The sequence below is a fragment of the Alteromonas sp. ABH4_457 genome, assembly GCF_056160625.1.
Window position 1 is genome coordinate 478,281 of sequence record NZ_JBSWXN010000007.1, and the last position, 18,921, is coordinate 497,201.

At 47.1% G+C, this 18,921-nt stretch carries 21 protein-coding genes; 12 read left to right on the forward strand and 9 right to left on the reverse strand.

Going from position 1 to position 18,921, the window contains the following annotated elements:
- Positions 1-62: 62 nt before the first annotated feature.
- The 3 genes from ACXAGR_RS19815 to ACXAGR_RS19825 all read left to right on the forward strand — a co-directional run bounded on the left by ACXAGR_RS19815 (position 63) and on the right by ACXAGR_RS19825 (position 1,987).
- Positions 63-569, forward strand: a complete 507-nt coding sequence (locus ACXAGR_RS19815) for a VC2046/SO_2500 family protein (protein WP_474852112.1) — start codon at positions 63-65, stop codon at positions 567-569.
- A 117-nt stretch (positions 570-686) separates the two neighbouring features.
- Entirely contained in the window at positions 687-1,685 is a 999-nt protein-coding gene (gene trhO / locus ACXAGR_RS19820) for an oxygen-dependent tRNA uridine(34) hydroxylase TrhO (protein ID WP_303574160.1), read from the forward strand.
- A gap of 59 nt (positions 1,686-1,744) precedes the next feature.
- The gene (locus tag ACXAGR_RS19825) at positions 1,745-1,987 is read left to right on the forward strand and encodes an EF-hand domain-containing protein (RefSeq protein ID WP_119501305.1); all 243 of its coding nucleotides are present in this window, start codon (positions 1,745-1,747) and stop codon (positions 1,985-1,987) included.
- Positions 1,988-2,035: 48 nt separating this feature from the next.
- Here the strand turns inward: ACXAGR_RS19825 and ACXAGR_RS19830 are convergent, their stop codons facing one another.
- The 3 genes from ACXAGR_RS19830 to ACXAGR_RS19840 all read right to left on the reverse strand — a co-directional run bounded on the left by ACXAGR_RS19830 (position 2,036) and on the right by ACXAGR_RS19840 (position 4,859).
- The gene (locus ACXAGR_RS19830) at positions 2,036-3,370 is read right to left on the reverse strand and encodes a DEAD/DEAH box helicase (RefSeq protein ID WP_474852163.1); all 1,335 of its coding nucleotides are present in this window, start codon (positions 3,368-3,370) and stop codon (positions 2,036-2,038) included.
- A gap of 122 nt (positions 3,371-3,492) precedes the next feature.
- Entirely contained in the window at positions 3,493-4,149 is a 657-nt protein-coding gene (locus tag ACXAGR_RS19835) for a CoA transferase subunit B (protein ID WP_119501306.1), read from the reverse strand.
- 2 nt (positions 4,150-4,151) lie between these two features.
- The gene (locus ACXAGR_RS19840; RefSeq protein WP_119501307.1) at positions 4,152-4,859 is read right to left on the reverse strand and encodes a CoA transferase subunit A; all 708 of its coding nucleotides are present in this window, start codon (positions 4,857-4,859) and stop codon (positions 4,152-4,154) included.
- A gap of 104 nt (positions 4,860-4,963) precedes the next feature.
- Between ACXAGR_RS19840 and ACXAGR_RS19845 the strand changes: the two genes are divergently transcribed.
- Positions 4,964-5,869 (forward strand): LysR family transcriptional regulator, encoded by a 906-nt coding sequence (locus ACXAGR_RS19845; RefSeq protein WP_474852114.1) that lies wholly within the window; start codon positions 4,964-4,966, stop codon positions 5,867-5,869.
- Between the two features lie 13 nt (positions 5,870-5,882).
- Here ACXAGR_RS19845 and ACXAGR_RS19850 read toward each other — a convergent pair whose 3' ends face one another.
- The 3 genes from ACXAGR_RS19850 to ACXAGR_RS19860 form a co-directional block, all read right to left on the reverse strand.
- Positions 5,883-6,305, reverse strand: a complete 423-nt coding sequence (locus ACXAGR_RS19850; RefSeq protein ID WP_474852116.1) for a DUF4124 domain-containing protein — start codon at positions 6,303-6,305, stop codon at positions 5,883-5,885.
- A 24-nt stretch (positions 6,306-6,329) separates the two neighbouring features.
- Complete coding sequence (locus tag ACXAGR_RS19855) at positions 6,330-7,094, reverse strand: hypothetical protein (RefSeq protein ID WP_119501310.1); 765 nt, start codon at positions 7,092-7,094, stop codon at positions 6,330-6,332.
- A 78-nt stretch (positions 7,095-7,172) separates the two neighbouring features.
- Positions 7,173-7,871 (reverse strand): sensor histidine kinase, encoded by a 699-nt coding sequence (locus tag ACXAGR_RS19860; protein ID WP_474845936.1) that lies wholly within the window; start codon positions 7,869-7,871, stop codon positions 7,173-7,175.
- 267 nt (positions 7,872-8,138) lie between these two features.
- Between ACXAGR_RS19860 and cysB the strand changes: the two genes are divergently transcribed.
- Entirely contained in the window at positions 8,139-9,113 is a 975-nt protein-coding gene (cysB, locus tag ACXAGR_RS19865; protein ID WP_119501312.1) for an HTH-type transcriptional regulator CysB, read from the forward strand.
- A 47-nt stretch (positions 9,114-9,160) separates the two neighbouring features.
- On the opposite strand, the gene ACXAGR_RS19870 is transcribed toward cysB, so the two are convergent.
- The 3 genes from ACXAGR_RS19870 to pabB form a co-directional block, all read right to left on the reverse strand.
- Positions 9,161-10,534: an L-serine ammonia-lyase gene (locus ACXAGR_RS19870; RefSeq protein ID WP_474852118.1), complete on the reverse strand. Its 1,374-nt coding sequence runs from the start codon at positions 10,532-10,534 to the stop codon at positions 9,161-9,163.
- A 127-nt stretch (positions 10,535-10,661) separates the two neighbouring features.
- Positions 10,662-11,237, reverse strand: coding sequence for a CoA pyrophosphatase (locus ACXAGR_RS19875; protein ID WP_474845940.1), 576 nt, complete (start codon positions 11,235-11,237; stop codon positions 10,662-10,664).
- Entirely contained in the window at positions 11,224-12,651 is a 1,428-nt protein-coding gene (gene pabB / locus ACXAGR_RS19880; protein WP_474852120.1) for an aminodeoxychorismate synthase component I, read from the reverse strand. The genes ACXAGR_RS19875 and pabB overlap by 14 nt, the downstream gene beginning before the upstream one ends.
- Before the next feature lie 150 nt (positions 12,652-12,801).
- Between pabB and ACXAGR_RS19885 the strand changes: the two genes are divergently transcribed.
- The 7 genes from ACXAGR_RS19885 to ACXAGR_RS19915 all read left to right on the forward strand — a co-directional run bounded on the left by ACXAGR_RS19885 (position 12,802) and on the right by ACXAGR_RS19915 (position 18,833).
- The gene (locus tag ACXAGR_RS19885; RefSeq protein ID WP_119501316.1) at positions 12,802-14,331 is read left to right on the forward strand and encodes a fumarate hydratase; all 1,530 of its coding nucleotides are present in this window, start codon (positions 12,802-12,804) and stop codon (positions 14,329-14,331) included.
- Positions 14,332-14,423: 92 nt separating this feature from the next.
- Positions 14,424-15,857 (forward strand): DNA recombination protein RmuC, encoded by a 1,434-nt coding sequence (gene rmuC / locus ACXAGR_RS19890; RefSeq protein ID WP_474852122.1) that lies wholly within the window; start codon positions 14,424-14,426, stop codon positions 15,855-15,857.
- Positions 15,858-16,662: 805 nt separating this feature from the next.
- The gene (locus ACXAGR_RS19895; protein WP_474852124.1) at positions 16,663-16,941 is read left to right on the forward strand and encodes a hypothetical protein; all 279 of its coding nucleotides are present in this window, start codon (positions 16,663-16,665) and stop codon (positions 16,939-16,941) included.
- Positions 16,942-17,069: 128 nt separating this feature from the next.
- Positions 17,070-17,282 carry a hypothetical protein gene (locus tag ACXAGR_RS19900; protein WP_474852126.1) on the forward strand — a complete coding sequence of 71 codons (213 nt, stop codon included), beginning with the start codon at positions 17,070-17,072 and terminating at the stop codon, positions 17,280-17,282.
- A gap of 134 nt (positions 17,283-17,416) precedes the next feature.
- A complete protein-coding gene (locus ACXAGR_RS19905) occupies positions 17,417-17,809 on the forward strand; it encodes a hypothetical protein (RefSeq protein WP_474852128.1) in 393 nt (130 codons plus the stop codon).
- 105 nt (positions 17,810-17,914) lie between these two features.
- Positions 17,915-18,253, forward strand: coding sequence for a hypothetical protein (locus ACXAGR_RS19910; RefSeq protein ID WP_474852130.1), 339 nt, complete (start codon positions 17,915-17,917; stop codon positions 18,251-18,253).
- Positions 18,254-18,371: 118 nt separating this feature from the next.
- Positions 18,372-18,833 carry a hypothetical protein gene (locus tag ACXAGR_RS19915; protein ID WP_474852132.1) on the forward strand — a complete coding sequence of 154 codons (462 nt, stop codon included), beginning with the start codon at positions 18,372-18,374 and terminating at the stop codon, positions 18,831-18,833.
- Positions 18,834-18,921 lie beyond the last annotated feature (88 nt).

The following is an 18,921-nucleotide window of genomic DNA, read 5'->3' on the forward strand; positions in this document are numbered from 1 at the left end:
CAAGTATGTAAATTTGTACGGATCTGTCTTTAGTTATCCCGGTCAATGCCGATAAGCACAGTATGAGTACACCTGATTTACCCTTTGACTCTGGCCGGCTACCGGCACTGATCCCTGATCGTGAATGGAACGGGGAGCTTGCCCGCGCGGCAGGTAAAGGCGCGCAGTTCTCCCTGTTCCTTGCCATGCATTGTCAGCCCGGTGCTGAGCACTTTTCACTGTTGCCTGCAGAGGCAGACGGGGTTACCGGCGATCCTCATTTTCCCGAGCGTCTGAATCACTATAAACGGCCACCGCTTAAGCCCTCTGATGCAGATTATATGGCGCTCAATACTACGGCAAAGATGGCGAATTCAGGCTCAGCAGCAGCCTTTTCATTATGGCAGTCTATGCATCCTGATCCGTTAAGTGCCCATGACAATGCCACGCTCATTCCTCCCGAAGTTAAGGAAAATTGCAGTCTGGCAACCCGTATGCGGTTGCAGCATATTTCCCGCGCGCCGGAACCTGTAGATGAAACTATGCTGGATGAGGTGATAAGCGGTTCTTCCTCATTGCTGACTGCCTGAAAAAAGCTTATTTTTTGTTAGCTCCTGAGCTGATTTGGAAAATCGCAGACGTTCTGGTATATTTCGCGCCGCAATTTGCACTGGTCTTACGCTCCAATCAGCAAAGGTAAATATAAAATGACTCAATATATCGTTTGCGCGATGTACAAATTCGTTGCGCTTGAAAACTACGAAGCCATGCGCCAGCCGCTTCTCGAAAAGATGGAAGAGCAGGGTATCAAAGGCACATTATTGCTTGCCAGCGAAGGCATCAACGGCACAGTTTCCGGTCCCCGGGAAGGGATTGATAACTTGCTCGCTTATCTGAACAGTGACCCGCGAATCAACCCTATCTCTTATAAAGAATCCCTGCATGAAGAGCAGCCGTTCTATCGCACCAAGGTAAAACTGAAAAAAGAGATCGTGACAATGGGGGTGGAAGGTATCGATCCCCGTCATACGGTGGGTACATACGTTAAACCCAAAGACTGGAACGACCTTATCAGTGATCCTGACGTGCTGGTTATTGATACCCGCAACGATTACGAGATTGAAATCGGTACTTTCAAACATGCCGTCGATCCAAAAACAAAGACCTTCCGTGAATTTCCTGATTATGTGAAAGATAACATGGACCCGGAAAAGCATAAGAAGGTGGCCATGTTCTGTACCGGCGGTATTCGCTGTGAGAAATCCACGGCTTACCTGAAAGAGCAGGGATTTGACGAGGTTTATCACCTGGAAGGCGGTATTCTGCAATATCTGGAAGATGTACCGGCAGAAGAGTCTTTATGGGAAGGTGACTGCTTTGTATTTGATAACCGTGTTGCGGTAAATCATGATTTACAGAAAAGTCAGTATGATGCCTGCTATGCCTGTCGTTTGCCGATTACTGAAGAAGACAAACAGTCTGATAAATACGAGCCGGGTGTGAGTTGCCCCCATTGTCACGGTACACACAGTGACGACCAGATTGCCCGCTTCCGCGAGCGTGAGAAACAGGTTCAGCTGGCGAAAGCACGCAGCGAAGAGCACGTGGGTTCTGATGCCAGACTGGCAATGGAAAAACGTCGTCAGGAAAAAGCAGAAGAGCAGCGTCAACGTGCGCTGGCAGCAAAACAGGCACAGGTTAAGTAGACAGCCGGGAAGTTGGGTTGTACACTTTGTTCATAAGTCGTAATTAATCAGGACATTAAGTGAGCACCCAACTTACAGAAGAAAAAATCGCCGAAATCAAAAGTGATTTCAGCTTCTTTGATAAAGACGGTAACGGTCAAATCGATCTGCCTGAATTTATTGAACTGCTGACCGTATTGTCGCCGAAAACGAAAATGAGCCATGTGGAAGAAGGGTTCAAAATTATTGACGACAATGATGACGGCTATATCGATTTTGAAGAATTTCTTGCCTGGTGGCAGGAAGGCTGGTGGGAATATTAATCCTGCATAGTTTTAAAAAAACGGGCTTATTCAGCCCGTTTTTTTGTGTCATTCTTCTTCGTCATCGTCGATGACGTCATTGCGTTTTTTCTTCATCACCGGCATATGACCGGCTTCATCGCCTTTCATGGTATTCACCCGCCTTTTCACCGGTGGCTTTTGACCGGCAGAGACGGTTTTACTGCGATTGCGCTCATCCTGTCCTTTTGTATTCTTCGGCTTCATCTGCTTTTTACCGCTGAACTTCGCCGGTAACAGGGGATGCGTGGTGCAGTCAACATCATAGCTGACATGATCTTTAATTGTCAGGTAGCTTGCCCAGTCCCTCGGACCCACAAATGAAATGGCAACACCTTTGTCTCCGGCCCGGCCTGTACGGCCAATCCGGTGGATATATTCATCAGACTGTTTCGGCAGGTCAAAATTGACCACTAAGCCTACTTTGCGCAGATCCAAGCCCCGGGAAGCAAGATCCGTGGTAACCAGCACACTGTTCTGACCACGACTGAAATTACTCATGATAGCAGCCCGCTGGTTTTGCGGCAGATCACCCCGTAAAGCAACAGCTTCAAGGTGCTGTTCATTTAAAATGGCAGCAATGCGGTCTGTGTCTTCTCTGGTTGCTGTAAAGACTACCGCCTGATTGTATGCCTGCTCTTTAAGTACCGTGAGCAGCAGGTTATCTTTGTGTCCCACATCATCGGCAAAATACAAAGTCTGGTCGATATCCTGATGGGCAGCAGTCGACTCACCAACAGCCACACGCACAGGGGCCTTCAATAAGTCGCGGGTTAAATGATTCAGGGCAATATTGTCCAGCGTGGCAGAAAACAACATTGTCTGACGCTTACGGTGATCCGCGAAGCGGTTGATCAGGTTAAGCTGATCCGCAAAGCCTAAATCCATCATACGGTCTGCTTCATCGAAAATAAGCAGTTCCAGCCCGTTAATAAAAAATGATTTGTCTTCCAGGTGATCGGCAATCCGGCCAGCGGTACCCACAATGACATGAGGGTTGCGGCGCAGCACTTTTGTTTGATCGTTATAATTTTCACCACCAACAATCAGCGCACTTTGCAGACCGACGCCATTGGCAAGGCTGCGTAATTCCGAGAACACTTGTTTGGCCAGCTCGCGGGTAGGGGCAAGAATAAGTGCGCGGGGATCCTGCTTGCTTAGTGCTTTGTTGGTCATTAACCGGTGAACAAGAGGGATCAGAAAAGCAAAGGTTTTACCGGATCCGGTTTTTGACGATGCCATGATGTCCTTGCCCTGCAGAGCCGGCAGAATAGTTTGTTCCTGCACTTCAGTCAGGCTTTCCAGGCCTTTTTCCTGCAAACGTTTGACAATTTTATGGTGTACCGGAAGATCGGCAATTAACAAGCTCAAGTGAATACCCCGTATAAAACAATGGCGGTATTATCCACGAAAGGCTTTGTCAGATAAAGGCGGGAAGCAAAGTAAAAAGGCGCGGTAAGGCACCTCTTTACTTTATGTCAGGAAGATTAAAGTTGCATTTCCGGTACATCATCAGCGGCAATCAGTTTGCCGGCGGTCTTTTCACGGATTTCGTCCACGGAAACACCGGGCGCCCGTTCACACAGATGAAAAGCACCGTCTGCGACTTCAAGTACGGCCAGATCTGTGATGATGCGTGTAATGCAGTTCACGCCGGTAAGAGGCAGGGTGCAGGCCTCTAACAGTTTTGAATTACCGTGTTTGTCAGCGTGAGTCATGGTAACAATGATGTTCTTCGCACCGGCCACCAGGTCCATGGCACCACCCATGCCCTTAATGAGTTTGCCGGGAATCATCCAGCTGGCGATATTACCGTTTACATCGACCTCAAATGCGCCCAGCACAGTGAAATCAACGTGCCCGCCACGGATCATGGCGAAGCTGTCGGCGGAACTGAAAATAGAAGCGCCGGTGATAGCCGTCACAGTTTCTTTACCGGCGTTGATCATGTCTGCGTCAATTTCGTCTTCATCAGGATAGCGGCCCATGCCTAAAAGACCATTTTCTGATTGCAGCATAACCTCTATGCCTTCGGGTACATAGTTAGCGGCCAGAGTAGGAATACCGATACCGAGGTTTACGTAACTGCCGTCCTGAAATTCCTGCGCCACACGCATTGCGATTTGATCTCTGGTTAATGCCATGATTACGCCTCCTTCTTCGCGGTAACGCGACGCTCAATACGTTTTTCGAATGTACCTTTAATCACGCGGTCTACGAAAATACCCGGGGTGTGAATTTGAGAGGGCTCAAGTTCACCGGGCTCTACGATTTCTTCAACTTCAACCACAGTGATTTTACCTGCGGTGGCTGCCATGGGATTAAAGTTCTGCGCGGTGTGACGGTAAACGCAATTTCCGTAGCGGTCTGCTTTCCAGGCTTTGACAATAGCAAAGTCACCGGTAATCGATTCTTCAAGAATATAAGGCCGGCCGTTAAACTCTTTGACTTCTTTGCCTTCACCGACAGGTGTGCCGTAGCCTGTTGCCGTGTAGAACGCGGGAATACCGGCGCCTCCGGCACGGAGTTTTTCAGCCAGCGTACCTTGCGGGGTCAGTTCGACCTCAAGTTCGCCGTCGAGCAACTGTTTTTCAAACAGGGCATTTTCACCAACATAGGAAGACACCATTTTTTTGATCTGGCGGTCTTCAAGCAAAATACCGAGACCAAAGCCGTCGACACCGCAGTTATTTGATACCACAGTCAGGCCTTTAACACCTGCTGTTTTGATTTGTGCAATTAACCCTTCCGGAATACCACACAGTCCAAAGCCGCCGGCCACAACGGTCATGTTGTCAGACAGACCTTCCAGTGCTGCTTCATAACTGGTAACGACTTTATCGAAACCTGACATATGAATCTCCTGTTGATGAATAATGAATCAATTAAAGTATCCGTGACTGATAAAATTTTGTAAAATTGATTTTATATCAATATTAATAAAATATTTTTATCAATATGAGCATATCGTACCGTAACATGCTGGCGTTCATCCGTGTGGCCGAATCTTCCACTTTCGCTGAGGCAGCGGAAAAACTCCATCTGACGCAGCCTGCTTTGTCGTCTGCCATTAAAAAAATGGAAGAGCAGCTGGGCGGCAAACTGTTCAGCCGCAGTACCAGACGCGTCTCACTGACCCCTGAAGGGCAAACCCTGTTACCCAATGCGAAGCGTCTGGTAAATGAATGGGATGAAACTTTCCATGACATGCAAAACCTGTTTGCCATGCAGCAGGGTAAACTTACCATTGCTGCAATGCCGTCTTTTGCCGAGAGTAAACTTCCCGCGTTACTGAATGATTACCACCGGAAGTTTAATAATATCCGTCTCCGGGTGCTGGACGTGGTCATGGAAGCAACGATTGATAATGTTTTACAGGGTAACGCAGAAATTGGGTTTACTTTTGAGCCCGAAATAGCAGATGGTCTGATTTTTAAGCCTTTGTTTACCGATGAATTTATCGCAGTGATGTATCCGGGTCATCCTCTGGCAATGCAGGATGCCGTTCCCTGGCATGAATTGCTGTCCCATCCGTTTATCGCCATGAACCGGGGCTCTGCAGTGCGCCGCTGGACTGAGCAGGCGGCGCAGGGGCCCGGCCAGCTGAACATCATCGCGGAAACCGGTCAGCTTGGGTCAGTCGGTCAGTTTATCGCGCAGGGCATGGGCATTTCTGTGGTGCCGGCTATTTGCCGGCAACAAATGGAAAGTCGCGGGCTGGTGTGCTGTGCCATCAAAGATAATCCGCTTAAGAAACCCGTGGGTATGATCCGTAGTCAGCGGGGCGGTTTGTCGGTTGCGGCCTGCGAATTCTGGCAATTATGTGAGCGTGCCTATACCCGGCCAGAGAATAACTCACTATGAAACATCGCGGTTATTAATCGCATGGTTTAAGTGTGGTGACAGCCAGTGAGTGATTTTCAGGAGGCGTATCTGACAGATGTACCATGCCGTTTTCGTCTTGCCAGCGATACAGTGTTTTGCCTCCTGTGATTTGGCCTGAGCCGGTGCTGCCACAGATTTTGCCCGCTTTGATTTTGGTTGCCTGGCGGTTGCTGTTCTCATCGTCAGCAGAACCTGTCAGTGAAGGTAATTCAATGGATGTTAATTCAGGCAAGTCCGGAAGTTCCGGTAGCGGGATGCCGGGCATGTTAAGTGACGGCATCGCATTGGTGATCTTTTGAATGGCCGGATTGTCTTGCTGTGTAAGCAGTTCCGTCATTGGTTCGCGGACAAGCCAGAGCACGATGCATGCGTTAATGATAAACGCACAGAGTACGAAAAATACCTTTTTCTTCATCAGCCCGGAACAGTTAGGTATTCACTACCATTTTTTCTTCGGTGCAAATAATTCATCAAGTTCGTCCCGCTCTGCTTCACGGCGACGCTCGCGGTCTTCAGCATTGGCGTTTTTAAGATCGTCCTGAATGGCTGTGAGCCATTCTTTCAGTGTGGCAGTGCGGGATAAGATGTATTCATCCGGCTGGCTTTGACTTTCCAGGGCCTTGATGGCTTTTTCAAAATACTGTCTTGCAGAGCCCAGCATATTGGATTGCATGGCACCACGACCGCGTTTGATTAAGGTTTCGATATTCACTTTTAGCTGCAAACGTTCCAGGCTTTTATCTTCTTCAGCAAAAATACGGCTTTCTATTTTTCCTTTGGAATGCTCAGAACGGAGCAAAATACGGAGTTTTTTCACTGCCTGAATATACTGAATAATCAGTTTGTCGTTATCCGGCAGGGAAAAGTCTGCCGTTGCAGGAGAGTCCAGCGACATAGCACTGTTTTTAGAATTCTCAGCGTCTGCTATACGCTGTTTAATATCAGGCGTGCCTGCACCGAGTTCCGCCATGGCTTTTAATGCATTGTGCACGCGGGCATGAAGGATCCCCATTAAACGCTGGGATACCGGCATGTTTGAGCAGGCCATGATCACATTTTCTGTTTCATCAATAATTTTACGGTGCTTGGATGCCTCATTACGGCGGTCGGCTTCCTGTTTAGCACGGTGTTGTTGAAACGCATTGATCATAATGGCAGCAATGACCAGTACAACAATGAGTATTATTATTATTGTGAAAAACATGAGTATTTATCCATTAAAAATGTCTCAATTGCCTGTGTCGCCGGGACTTCACTGATCAACGTCCTATCCAGTTAAAGTTTAAGGCAATTTTACTTCAAAAACACTACCACCCAGAGTACCACCGTTATTTAGTGAAATCTCCCCGCAATGGTTGTTATTTACATGGGCATTGGCAATCAGCCGCGCGAAAAAGAGGCCCAACCCGGTCCGGCCCTGACTCAAATCGAATCCGGCAAGGTCTGCTGTGCTTTTTTCCAGCATGGAAGAGGGGTAGCCGGGCCCGTCATCTTCTACCGTAATCACAAGCGCTTTGTCACGGACCGCCGCATTCAAAATAATTTGTGATGTGCCATAGCGCATAGCGTTAATCAATACGTCGTTGATTAACATGAATATGAGTTCGCGGTCGAGATACCAGCTGATGTCATTTTCCACGTTAATGGTAACAAGCAGATTTTTTTGTTCCATATAAATGCGGACGGAAGACATGACATCTTCAAACAAATCGTCGATAAAGCATTCATCAATGGTTACGGGCAACTGATTGAGTTCGGCGCGGTATAAGGACAGGATCTGCACAAGATTGGTATTAAGCCGAGTTGCCTCATAATGCACGCTGGCAACTTTCTCATTTGCCTGACTGTTTTCAGGAGGCAGGTTCTCCGCCAGTGATTCGATGGACTGGATAAGCAGGCACAGTGAATTTTTCATATCGTGTACGGCTGCTGCCAGTACGGACGAAAAATCGATGGTCTGTAACGGAGATTTTTCCGACATAAATCCTCTGAATGTGCGCGTCTTATGTTATGAAACAACGGTGTACAGCAATTGTAAAGGATGCTCAGGGCGCATTGAGTATAGCTTACTATTCGTTTATCGGTGATTTTCAGAGAAACTAAATACCTGAACACTAAGTGATTAACGATTATTTGCATTTATAGTACTTTCTTCGGTTATAACCAAATCGACTATAGCAATCGCATGCGGTTTTAGTTATAACGGTAATCAGAACCAATACGTTCCAGCCGGTGAGGGACACATAACATGAAATTACAGCAGCTTCGCTACATAGTAGAAGTGCAGAACAACAATCTCAACGTATCCGCAACAGCAGAAAGTCTTTACACCTCACAACCCGGCATCAGTAAGCAGGTCAGGATGCTGGAAGATGAACTTGGTGTGCAAATCTTTGGTCGCAGCGGCAAACATCTGACTCACGTAACAGACGCGGGCAACGATGTGATTAACATTGCCAGAGAAATACTGGCCAAAGTTGAGAGTATAAAGTCTGTAGCCCGGGAGCATACGCTGCCTGATCAGGGCAAGCTGAATATCGCCACCACTCATACTCAGGCCCGTTACGCGTTACCTGATGTGATTAAAGGCTTCATGAACAAATACCCTAAGGTGTCTTTACATATGCACCAGGGAACGCCGTCGCAAATTTCTGACCTTGCAGCGAAAGGCGAAGCGGATTTTGCCATCGCTACCGAAGCGCTTCACCTGTACAACGATCTGGTGATGCTGCCTTGTTATCACTGGAACCGCAGCGTGATAGTGAATAAAGACCATCCGTTATCGAAGAAGGGTTCAATTGATATCGCTGATATCGCCAAGTATCCGCTGGTCACCTATGTGTTTGGTTTTACCGGCCGCTCGGAACTTGACCAGGCATTTGAACGTGCCGGCCTGACGCCGAAGATAGTGTTTACTGCCACCGATGCAGACGTCATTAAAACCTACGTGCGCTTAGGTGTGGGTATCGGTGTAATCGCTTCTATGGCGGTGAGTGAAGAGCTGGATGATGATCTTGTGAAAATCGATGCGTCTCATCTGTTCGACTACAGCACTACAAAAATCGGATTCCGCAAAGGCTCGTTCTTACGTACTTACATGTATGACTTCATTGAGCGTTTCGCGCCGCATCTGACCAAAGACAAAGTCGAAAAAGCCATGATGCTGAAAAATAACGATGAAGTAGAGAAGATGTTCAGAGGCATTACGCTGCCGGTGAAATAACACCTTTGTGAAACAAAACAGGCCGGATTGTTCCGGCCTGTGTTTTATCAGCATTCGATAATATTAACCGCAAGACCGCCTCTGGCAGTTTCTTTGTATTTGGTCTTCATGTCATTACCGGTATCGCGCATGGTTTTTATCACCTTATCCAGTGACACTTTATGCTCACCGGAGCCGCGAAGCGCCAGACGGCTGGCATTGATAGCCTTGATGGCGCCCATGGCATTACGTTCAATACACGGCACCTGAACTAGTCCGCCGACCGGATCGCAGGTCAGCCCCAGGTTATGTTCCATACCAATTTCTGCGGCATTTTCCACAGCGGCTACAGTGCCACCCATAATTTCAGCCAGTGCACCGGCTGCCATTGAACAGGCAACGCCCACTTCACCCTGACAACCAACTTCTGCGCCGGATATAGAGGCATTTTCTTTGTATAAAATACCGATAGCACCGGCGGTTAGCAGGAACCGGGCAGCCGTTTCTTCATCAACAGGACGGATGAATTTATCAAAATATGCCAGTACAGCCGGAATGATGCCGGCCGCGCCATTGGTTGGTGCTGTGACGACACGGCCTCCGGCAGCATTTTCTTCGTTCACTGCCAGCGCAAACAGATTTACCCAGTCCATGGTTTGCATCGGATCGGCAGAGCGCTCAGATTGCAAACGGCGGTAGAGACCCGGTGCCCGGCGTACTACTTTCAGGCCACCCGGCAATATACCTTCATTATCAATACCACGGTCAATACAGGCTTTCATGACCAGCCAGATATCGAACAGCATGCGTTTTACTTCAGCGGCAGGGCGCAATACGCTTTCGTTTTTCAGCATCAGAGAGCTGATGCGTAAACCGTTGGCGTTGCACTGCTGGCACAGTTGTTCTGACGTTTTAAACGGGTAGGGCACAGACGCCTGCGTAGCAATAGCAAGGGTTTTGGCTGCGTCAAAGTCTTCATCTTTAATGATAAAGCCGCCGCCAATGCTGTAATAAGTCTGGCTTTTAACCAGTTCATCATTGTCATCGTAGGCAAAGAATGTGAGGGCGTTGGCATGCTTTGGCAGCGTTTTACGGCGGTGAAAAATCACCGCGTTTTTATTCGGGAAGCTGACGCTGCGGGTACCGTTAAGCATCAGTTTACCGGCATGGTGAATGGTATCCAGCATGCTGTCGATGGCATCAACGTTAATTGACTCCGGCAACTCGCCGAGTAACCCCAGGATTACCGCTTTACCGGTACCGTGGCCTTTGCCTGTTTGTCCCAGCGAACCGAATAATTCCACCCGCACAGACGCAACGGATTCCAGGCGGTTTTCACCTGCAAGTTCTGAGGCGAATTCCGCACCCGCCCGCATCGGGCCGACAGTATGGGAACTGGAAGGTCCGATACCGACACTGAACATGTCAAAAACACTGATCATACTTAACCGTTTCTCACTTTATTTTAATTATAGTTAATGATCATGCATCTGAACCGGATCAACTACAATACAGAAATCCTAATGCAGAAATAAGTAAACCTAATGGGATGTAAAGAAATGTTGATGGTCAGTCGTCACACAGGTGGGAAGACAGGTTTCTGAGTATGGCGGCGGTTGCACCCCAGATAAGGCGGTTTTGCCACGGCATAAAGTACACCGGATAACGTTGTTGTTTACGCTCAATAAAGTGGGCGAAGTGATTCCGCCGGTCCATAAGAAATGCTAACGGTACTTCAAAAGCATCAGCAACTTCGTTACGGTCGATGGTCAAAACCGGGCAGGGCTTCACAAAACCGATAACCGGCGTCATGGCGTAACCACTGATTGTGCGGTATTCAGGCAGAGCGCCGATGACGTCGACCTCAGAACGGAGTAAGCCAACTTCTTCTTCGGCTTCCCTGAGGGCAGTATCTGCCAGTGTATTGTCCTGTGGTTCTGCGCCGCCGCCCGGGAAACTGATTTGACCGGGATGATGGCGTAAGTGATGCGCTCGTTCTGTCAGCAATACCGTCAGGCCGTCAGGATGATCGATCAGCGGGATGAGCACACCCGCTGCGCGCCCGGTTTTGCGCAGCGGGTAATCGGCTTCATAATCAATTTGCCGTAAATGATGATATCGCTGTAAAAACTCACTGCGGTTCACGCTTTGTCTCCAGTACCGGTAATATTTTCGAGACTTTATCCAGCGTTTCCTGATATTCATCCCCGGCAACGGAGTCGGCAACGATGCCACCGCCAGCCCAGCAATGCAGCCGGCCGTTTTCAGACAGCAGGGTGCGGATAAGTATGCTCGAGTCCATGTCTTGCCTGTGTCCGATATAAAAAATACTGCCGCAATACACATTACGCCGGTCGGGCTCTAATTCATCGATAATTTCCATGGCGCGGATTTTCGGCGCACCGGTGATAGAGCCGCCGGGAAAGGCACCAGCCAGCAAATCAAGAGGGCTTGCACCTGTATTCAACTTTCCGGTGACCGTACTGACCATATGATGCACAGCTTCATAACTTTCAAGGGCAAATAGTGCCGGTACCTTCACAGAGCCGGGCTGGCAATGTTTACTCAGATCGTTTCTTAACAAATCCACGATCATTAAATTTTCAGCACGGTCTTTTTCAGCCGATAACAAATCTTCCGCACTGGCACGGTCTTTATCCTTATCGGCAAAGCGTGGCCGGGTGCCTTTAATGGGTTTGGTTTCTACACAACCGTCTTTCACCGATAAAAAACGCTCAGGAGAAATACTCAGGATGGCGGCATCGTCGATGCGGATAAAAGCGGAAAACGGCGCTTTGTTTGCGGTGCGAAGGGTTTTGTAAGCGTCCCATTCGTTACCTTTAAATGTCGCGGTAAAGCGCTGGGCCATGTTGACCTGATAGCAGTCACCGGCGAGCAGATACTCATTAATAGTTTCAAGGGCGCTGATGTATTCCGGCTCCGTCAGGTTAGACTGCCAGGCGCCTGTTAATGAAAACGAGCCGGCTTTAGCCAGAATATCTTCCCGCGTTATGAAGTCAGGCTGTGAAGGTTTGTTATCCAGCCTGCAATAATATAATTTTCCTGTTTCGTTATCTTCAATCAGCGACTGGGAGTACAGACCGGTAGCAAGATCGGGACAAAGGTAATCATTGCGGGCCTTTGAAGGTAAGGTTTCATAGCTGCGTCCCAAATCATAACCTGCCAGCCCGACCGTACCTGTTTGAAACGGTAGCTGTTCAAGTATTTTTTGTGGTACATCACTCACTGTTTTTAACGCAGAAAAATAATGACGCTGAACGGTATCAAGGACAGCAAGAGGCTTACCGTTGATTTCAACGGAGTCATCAGAACCGGGACGGGATACCGTAGTGATGTTATTGCGGGTTATTACGATGATATCCGGTTCCCACACCATAATATTAAACCGGCCAAAGCGTTTGTCGCTGCCGGCAGTATCCAGCAGCATGGCATAAGGCTGGTGCTGCACGCTTTCAAAAAGGCCGGTCAGAGGCGGATAGCCACTTATCTCTGATATTAACAGGGTAGTCGACGGCGGGGTGTACAGATGTTCACTCATGGAAGAAACTAGCTTACTCACCTATATAAATAAAACGCATAACCGACACCAAAGTCGCACGTGTAAAGCGTGGTGCAGGTTGTCAAGATGCGCTAGTATACGCTTTTTCCTTTCCCTAACACCACAAAGGCTATAAGAAAAGAGGACGCCATGACCGTTATCCGTCAACAAGACTTCATCGATAGTATTGAAGATGCGCTTCAATTTATTTCCTACTATCACCCGCTGGATTATGTCAAAGCCGTAGAACAGGCCTACCTTAAAGAGCAAAGCCAGGCCGCGAAAGATGCCATGGCGCAAATTCTTATCAACTCCCGTATGTCTGCCGAAGGTAAACGTCCTCTGTGTCAGGATACCGGTATTGTTACGTGTTTCGTTAAAATTGGTATGGGTGTCACCTGGGATAAAACTGACCTGACGGTTCAGCAAATGGTTGATGAAGGCACACGCCGTGCGTATACCAATCCGGATAACCCGCTGCGGGCATCTATTGTTGCAGACCCGGCCGGTGCTCGTAAAAACACCAAAGACAACACACCCTCAGTGGTGCATATCGATATGGTACCCGGTGAGAAAATCGAAGTGATGATTGCCGCAAAAGGTGGTGGCTCTGAGAACAAATCTAAAATGGTCATGCTGAACCCGTCTGACGATATCGTAGAATGGGTTGTAAAGACGCTACCTACCATGGGCGCAGGCTGGTGTCCGCCAGGTATGCTGGGTCTGGGTATTGGCGGTACGGCTGAGAAAGCCGCTGTGCTGGCAAAAGAAAGCTTAATGGACCCTGTAGATATTCAGGAACTCATCGAACGCGGTCCTGAAACCACTGATGAGAAACTGCGTGTTGATATATTCAATGCAGTGAACAAGTTAGGTATCGGTGCTCAGGGCCTCGGCGGTTTAACCACGGTTGTTGATGTAAAAATCAAATCAGTAGCCACCCACGCCGCCTCCAAGCCGGTTGCCATGATCCCTAACTGTGCCGCTACCCGTCACGCGCACTTCTACCTTGATGGCAGCGGTCCTGCTGATCTGAAAGCACCTAAGCTGGAAGAGTGGCCGGAAGTGACCTGGGAAGTGGGTGAGAATACCCGCCGTGTGAACATGGATGAAGTCACCAAAGAAGACATTCAGGAATGGAAAGTTGGTGAGACTGTTCTGTTGTCAGGCAAAATGCTGACAGGCCGTGATGCGGCGCACAAGCGCATTCAAACCATGCTCGAGAACGGTGAAGGTTTACCGGAAGGCGTTGATTTAAATGGTAAGTTCATTTATTACGTAGGTCCGGTTGATGCGGTAGGTGATGAAGTAGTAGGCCCTGCCGGCCCGACTACCGCTACCCGTATGGATAAATTCACCGATATGATGCTGGAAAAAACCGGTATTGCCGGCATGATTGGTAAAGCTGAGCGTGGCCCTGCAACTGTAGACTCCATTGCCAAACATAAGTCAGTGTATCTGATGGCTGTTGGCGGCGCGGCATACCTGGTTTCCAAAGCTATTAAGAAAGCCCGTGTTGTTGCTTTCGAAGACCTGGGCATGGAAGCGATTTACGAATTTGAAGTCGAAGATATGCCGGTTACCGTTGCGGTAGACAGCACCGGTGCCAACGCGCACAAAACGGGCCCTGCGATCTGGAAAGCGAAAATTGAAGAGCTGGACAAAGAACTGGCTAAATAAACAGTATTTTTTACTGTAAACGGGTACCTTCGGGTACCCGTTTTCGTTTGTGAGTGGCACAATAGACATTCAATAAAAATGAGAATGACACTATGGACGCGCTACTTTCCTCAACCTATTTCCCCGTTTTTACTGCCGTAATCGCTGCGGGTATTACCTGGCTCCTGGCGGCAATGCGCTCAAACCAGCGCCGTTTACAGGATGCTCTTCAGATCAAGCAACTGCAGGACAAACTGGATGAAAAGCAGCAACAGTGTGAGCAACTTGATGACGAGCTGGCTGAATACCGTGAAAGGCTGTTTAATAATCAGGCGCAACTGGGAGAGCTTAGTCAGAAGGCAGCACTGCTGGCACCTTTAAGAGATGAAATTAGTGAACTTAAGTTGCAGTGCCGTGAAGAACAGCGAACCAATGCCGCGCTGACCGCACAATTGCAATCACAGCAGGCACAGTTTGATGAGGCCAGTAAAGCCAGTACAGAAAAATTAGCTTTAATGGAAGCGGCAGAGAAAAGACTGCAGGCGCAATTCGAAAATTTAGCCAACCGTATCTTCGAACAAAAAAGTGAGCGTTTTACGCAAATTAATCAAACCGGCATGAATGCGTTACTGGAACCTCTGAAGCAGCAAATCGATACGTTCCGCAAGCAGATGGGCGAACAGCACAGCCGTGAAGGGCAGGAGAGAGCATCCCTTAAAACTGAAATCCTCACACTGAAAGAACTGAACAAACGCATTACCGAAGAAGCGGCAGCATTGACCAAGGCGCTGAAAGGTGACAACAAGCAGCAGGGAAACTGGGGTGAGGTGGTACTTGAACGTATTTTAAGGGAGTCAGGCTTGCGTGAGGGCCATGAGTTTGAAACTCAGGTATCGGCTAAGGATGCGAATGGCAAATTGCAGCAGCCGGATGTCGTGGTGCATTTACCGAATGAAAAGGATGTCATCATCGATTCCAAAGTGAGCCTGCGCGCCTACGAACAATTTTTCAACTGCGATGACGAAGTACTGCGGGCCCGCTTTCTTTCTGAACACGTAAATTCATTAAAGTCTCACATTAAAGGCCTGGGCAATAAACGCTACCAGGATTTAAAGTCACTGCGTACTCTCGACTACGTACTCATGTTTATTCCTGTCGAACCTGCATTTTTACTTGCCGTTCAGGAAGATCCGTCACTGGTATCGCTGGCACTGGACAACAACATACTGTTAGTCAGCCCCACCAATCTGCTGGTGGCGCTGCGGACTATCAACAACATCTGGCAATACGAATACCAGCATCAGAATGCTCAGCACATTGCCGAACACGCAGGTAAGCTTTACGACAAATTCGTCGGCTTTACGGGTGATCTGGAAAAAATTGGTAAAAGTGTGGAGAGCACCCAAAAGGCCTATGAATCGGCGATGAATAAACTTACTGAAGGACGGGGCAACCTGGTACGTCAGGTAGAATACTTCAGAGAACTCGGCGTGCAGCCTCAGAAGAAGCTGTCTGCAGGATTAATGGTCGATGGTGAAAGTGAGTAATTTTTCTATTTACTGCTTTTGAGCAGTGATATTGGCGCGTGAAATACACCATTTTTAAGACCGGGCTGTATTGTCGCTTTTTATCCACGCTCAGAAACCCAGATAACGACTAACAGATGGATTTGGTTGAATTTTTGGCTTAGTCTTGGTGTTATAGAACGCAGAAAATACCCCAAATTGGTGTGTTTAAAACAGACTGTTTGGGATCTAAATAGTAGTTATGCGCCATCGACGAAATGATTAAGTCAGTCAAAATAAGCTCAATAGCTTTGTTATTATCCGTTATATTTATAATCTTTGACATTGTCAGTTCGTGGAATGAGTTGGCTGCTAGTTTTGTTGGAAAGGAAACCTCCCTTACCGTTTCAGAGCACTCGTTTGTTATCAAAAAAGAGGGATTTAAAGGAGGTGGTGTCACTATCTTTGCATATCACACTTCACCACCTACAGGAGTAATAATTTACTCTTTTAATTCCATTAAAACGGGGAGTGATATTAGATGCGTTTTATATGACCATATTTGTTTCAATGACAATACTTCGCCATTCCTTTTTACTACTGGAAGTAAGCGAATAGGAATATACATTCATTTCGTCTGGTTTTTGCTAGCGATAACTTTTCTAATATATTCTTTGCATGGTAAAAGGGGTAATGGCGCATAACAAACCACTAAAGGCTCTCGCTTCGCTCGCTGGGACAGTAACACGTAGGCTCTGTCGCTTCGCTCCTAATTTTAGCCTACGTATTACTGCCCCTTAGTGGGGCGTTATATTCCAAGGATAAAAGTCTAGAAAAGGATGTTGAAATGAAACCTTATAAAAACATTACCACTCATCATTTGGGTCTATTATTATTACTAGCAAGGGCTACAGCCTATGTTGGTTTTCTTTTAACTATCGTCGCTATTATGGCTTCCGCTATAGGTTTCATCACACTGAGTCTCGCTAGTGTAATGCCTATGCTTGCTTTCATCCCAATGGCAGTATCCGTATTGTTTTTTTCTGGTGTTATGGCAGCAATCGTTGCTTTTGAAGAAAGCTATAGAAAGAGAACAGAGCACCTTGTAAGCAGTAACGAAATATAACAAGCACATTAACACTCGCTGCGCTCGCTAGGGACAAAAACACGTAGGCTCCCTGCGCTTCGCTTGGTATTGTAGCCTACGTGTTTTTGCCCGTTATGCGGGTGTTATATGCAAAAGGAATTTGTACAATGAATATAAATGCAACACTCTTCGGCCAAGTTGTTATTGTTCTGGCAGTTATAATGGCTGCACTTGGTTACTATTTGGGTAAAAGAAAAACTCAAACTCCTGTTCTTACAGCGGTAATCGCGTTCTTCACTGCACTATTGCCGCCTGTAGCACTCATTTTTTTAATTGTTCTAGTGGTAAAAAACGATGTCCAATCTACTACTAGCAATTGACTGTATTTTTGCATATAACAAACAAATTAAGTTCGCCCGCTGCGCGGGCTGGGACGCAAACATGTGGGCTGCTTCGCCATTCTCGCCCACATGTCTGCGCCCCTTATTTGGAAGTTAGGTGCCAAGAGGGAAATATGGAACCGGTGAAAATTTTAAGGCAGGCAACTGTACTTCTTGTTATTCAATTAACTCTTGGCTTCTTTGTTGATTTAGGCGTGAGTACCATTCGGTCAACTTCACAATTAGACACTTATTACCTTACTATTAGTTACTTAGCGTCATTTGTGTTCTCAACGTTACTCTTGGCATTTTTTGCATCAAAACAGCACCAGAACGTAGCTATCCATATTTATAGCGTTTCATTGTCTGCTCTTGTTGCTGGACACTTTATTCTATTTCTTATAGCTGAAGTTGTCGTACCTGCACAGTTGTTAATTTTGGACTTTGTATTCTCATTGCTAGTTGCTAGCATCGCAATCAGTATTGGTAAGTTGATCAAAACAAGGAAGTATCAGCATGGCACCTAACAAAAAAATTAAGTCACTCACTTCGTTCGCTGGGACGCATACACGCGGGGCGGCTTCGCCATTATGCCCCACATGTCTGCGCCCCTTATTTGAAAGTTAGGTGTAATGATGAAGATACTTACTTATGTCGTTGTTATAGCTACGCTCTACAGTTTTAATGCACATGCAGTAAAAGTACGCAGCTGCGACAATTTAGAAGTCGAATATATAAAGTTACAGCTTCATAACGGCAATTTAAGTCAAGAAAATATCTCAGATAGAGAGTTTGGAAGAGGTACGCTAGGTATTGCAGAAATGTGTGAACTAAGAAATAAATTGGTCTCAGATGGTTTAGCTTTTACTCTGTATAAACCTAAAGGTGAATCATCGAATTATATATTGGTTCACTATGGCATAGATGGCAGTTTTAAATTGTACGGTCCTTTTATTGGCAATTACACCTAACAAAAAAATTAAGTCACTCACTGCGTTCGCTGGGACGCATACATGCGGGGCGGCTTCGCCATTATGCCCCACATGCCTGCGCCCCTTATTTGGGTGTTAGGCATCATGGAGGATATTTTTGAAGTACGAAGTCTTATGGAAAAGCGAGTGGAAAAAGCTCACAAAGTTTATGACTGTTGCTATCAGCATCCCATTAATATTCGTTTTCATTACCAGATTTTTTTCAAATGATATGAGTTTGGAGATTACCTTCGAGCACATAAGCATTTTAGAGCTTCCTTTATTTTTTGGTGGTATCGTTGCTTTTTCGGGCTTTTTCTCGTTTTTAATTGCCTTATATATAAAGGTTTGCGCCGTCGTTGTCGAAAACGGGATGCTCATTGGTAGAAACTATTGGTGTTTAAACAGAGAAATTCCAATCTCGAAAATCAGAAATATTTCACCTTTTAGCAATAATGGGATTGAAGCTTTGGTGGCAGATGGCGGTGTACACGGCTCAGTTTACATTCCTATCCGTACTGCGAAACTTCAAGAATTGCTTAATCATCTTAAAGAGGAAGGCGCTAACATTGACGCCTAACACATATGAGCCCAACTCCGGTCAATAGGTAATAGCAATTCCCTGGCTGCGTGAGCAGCCAGTTCAAATCCCTGGGCTAAACCTCTTA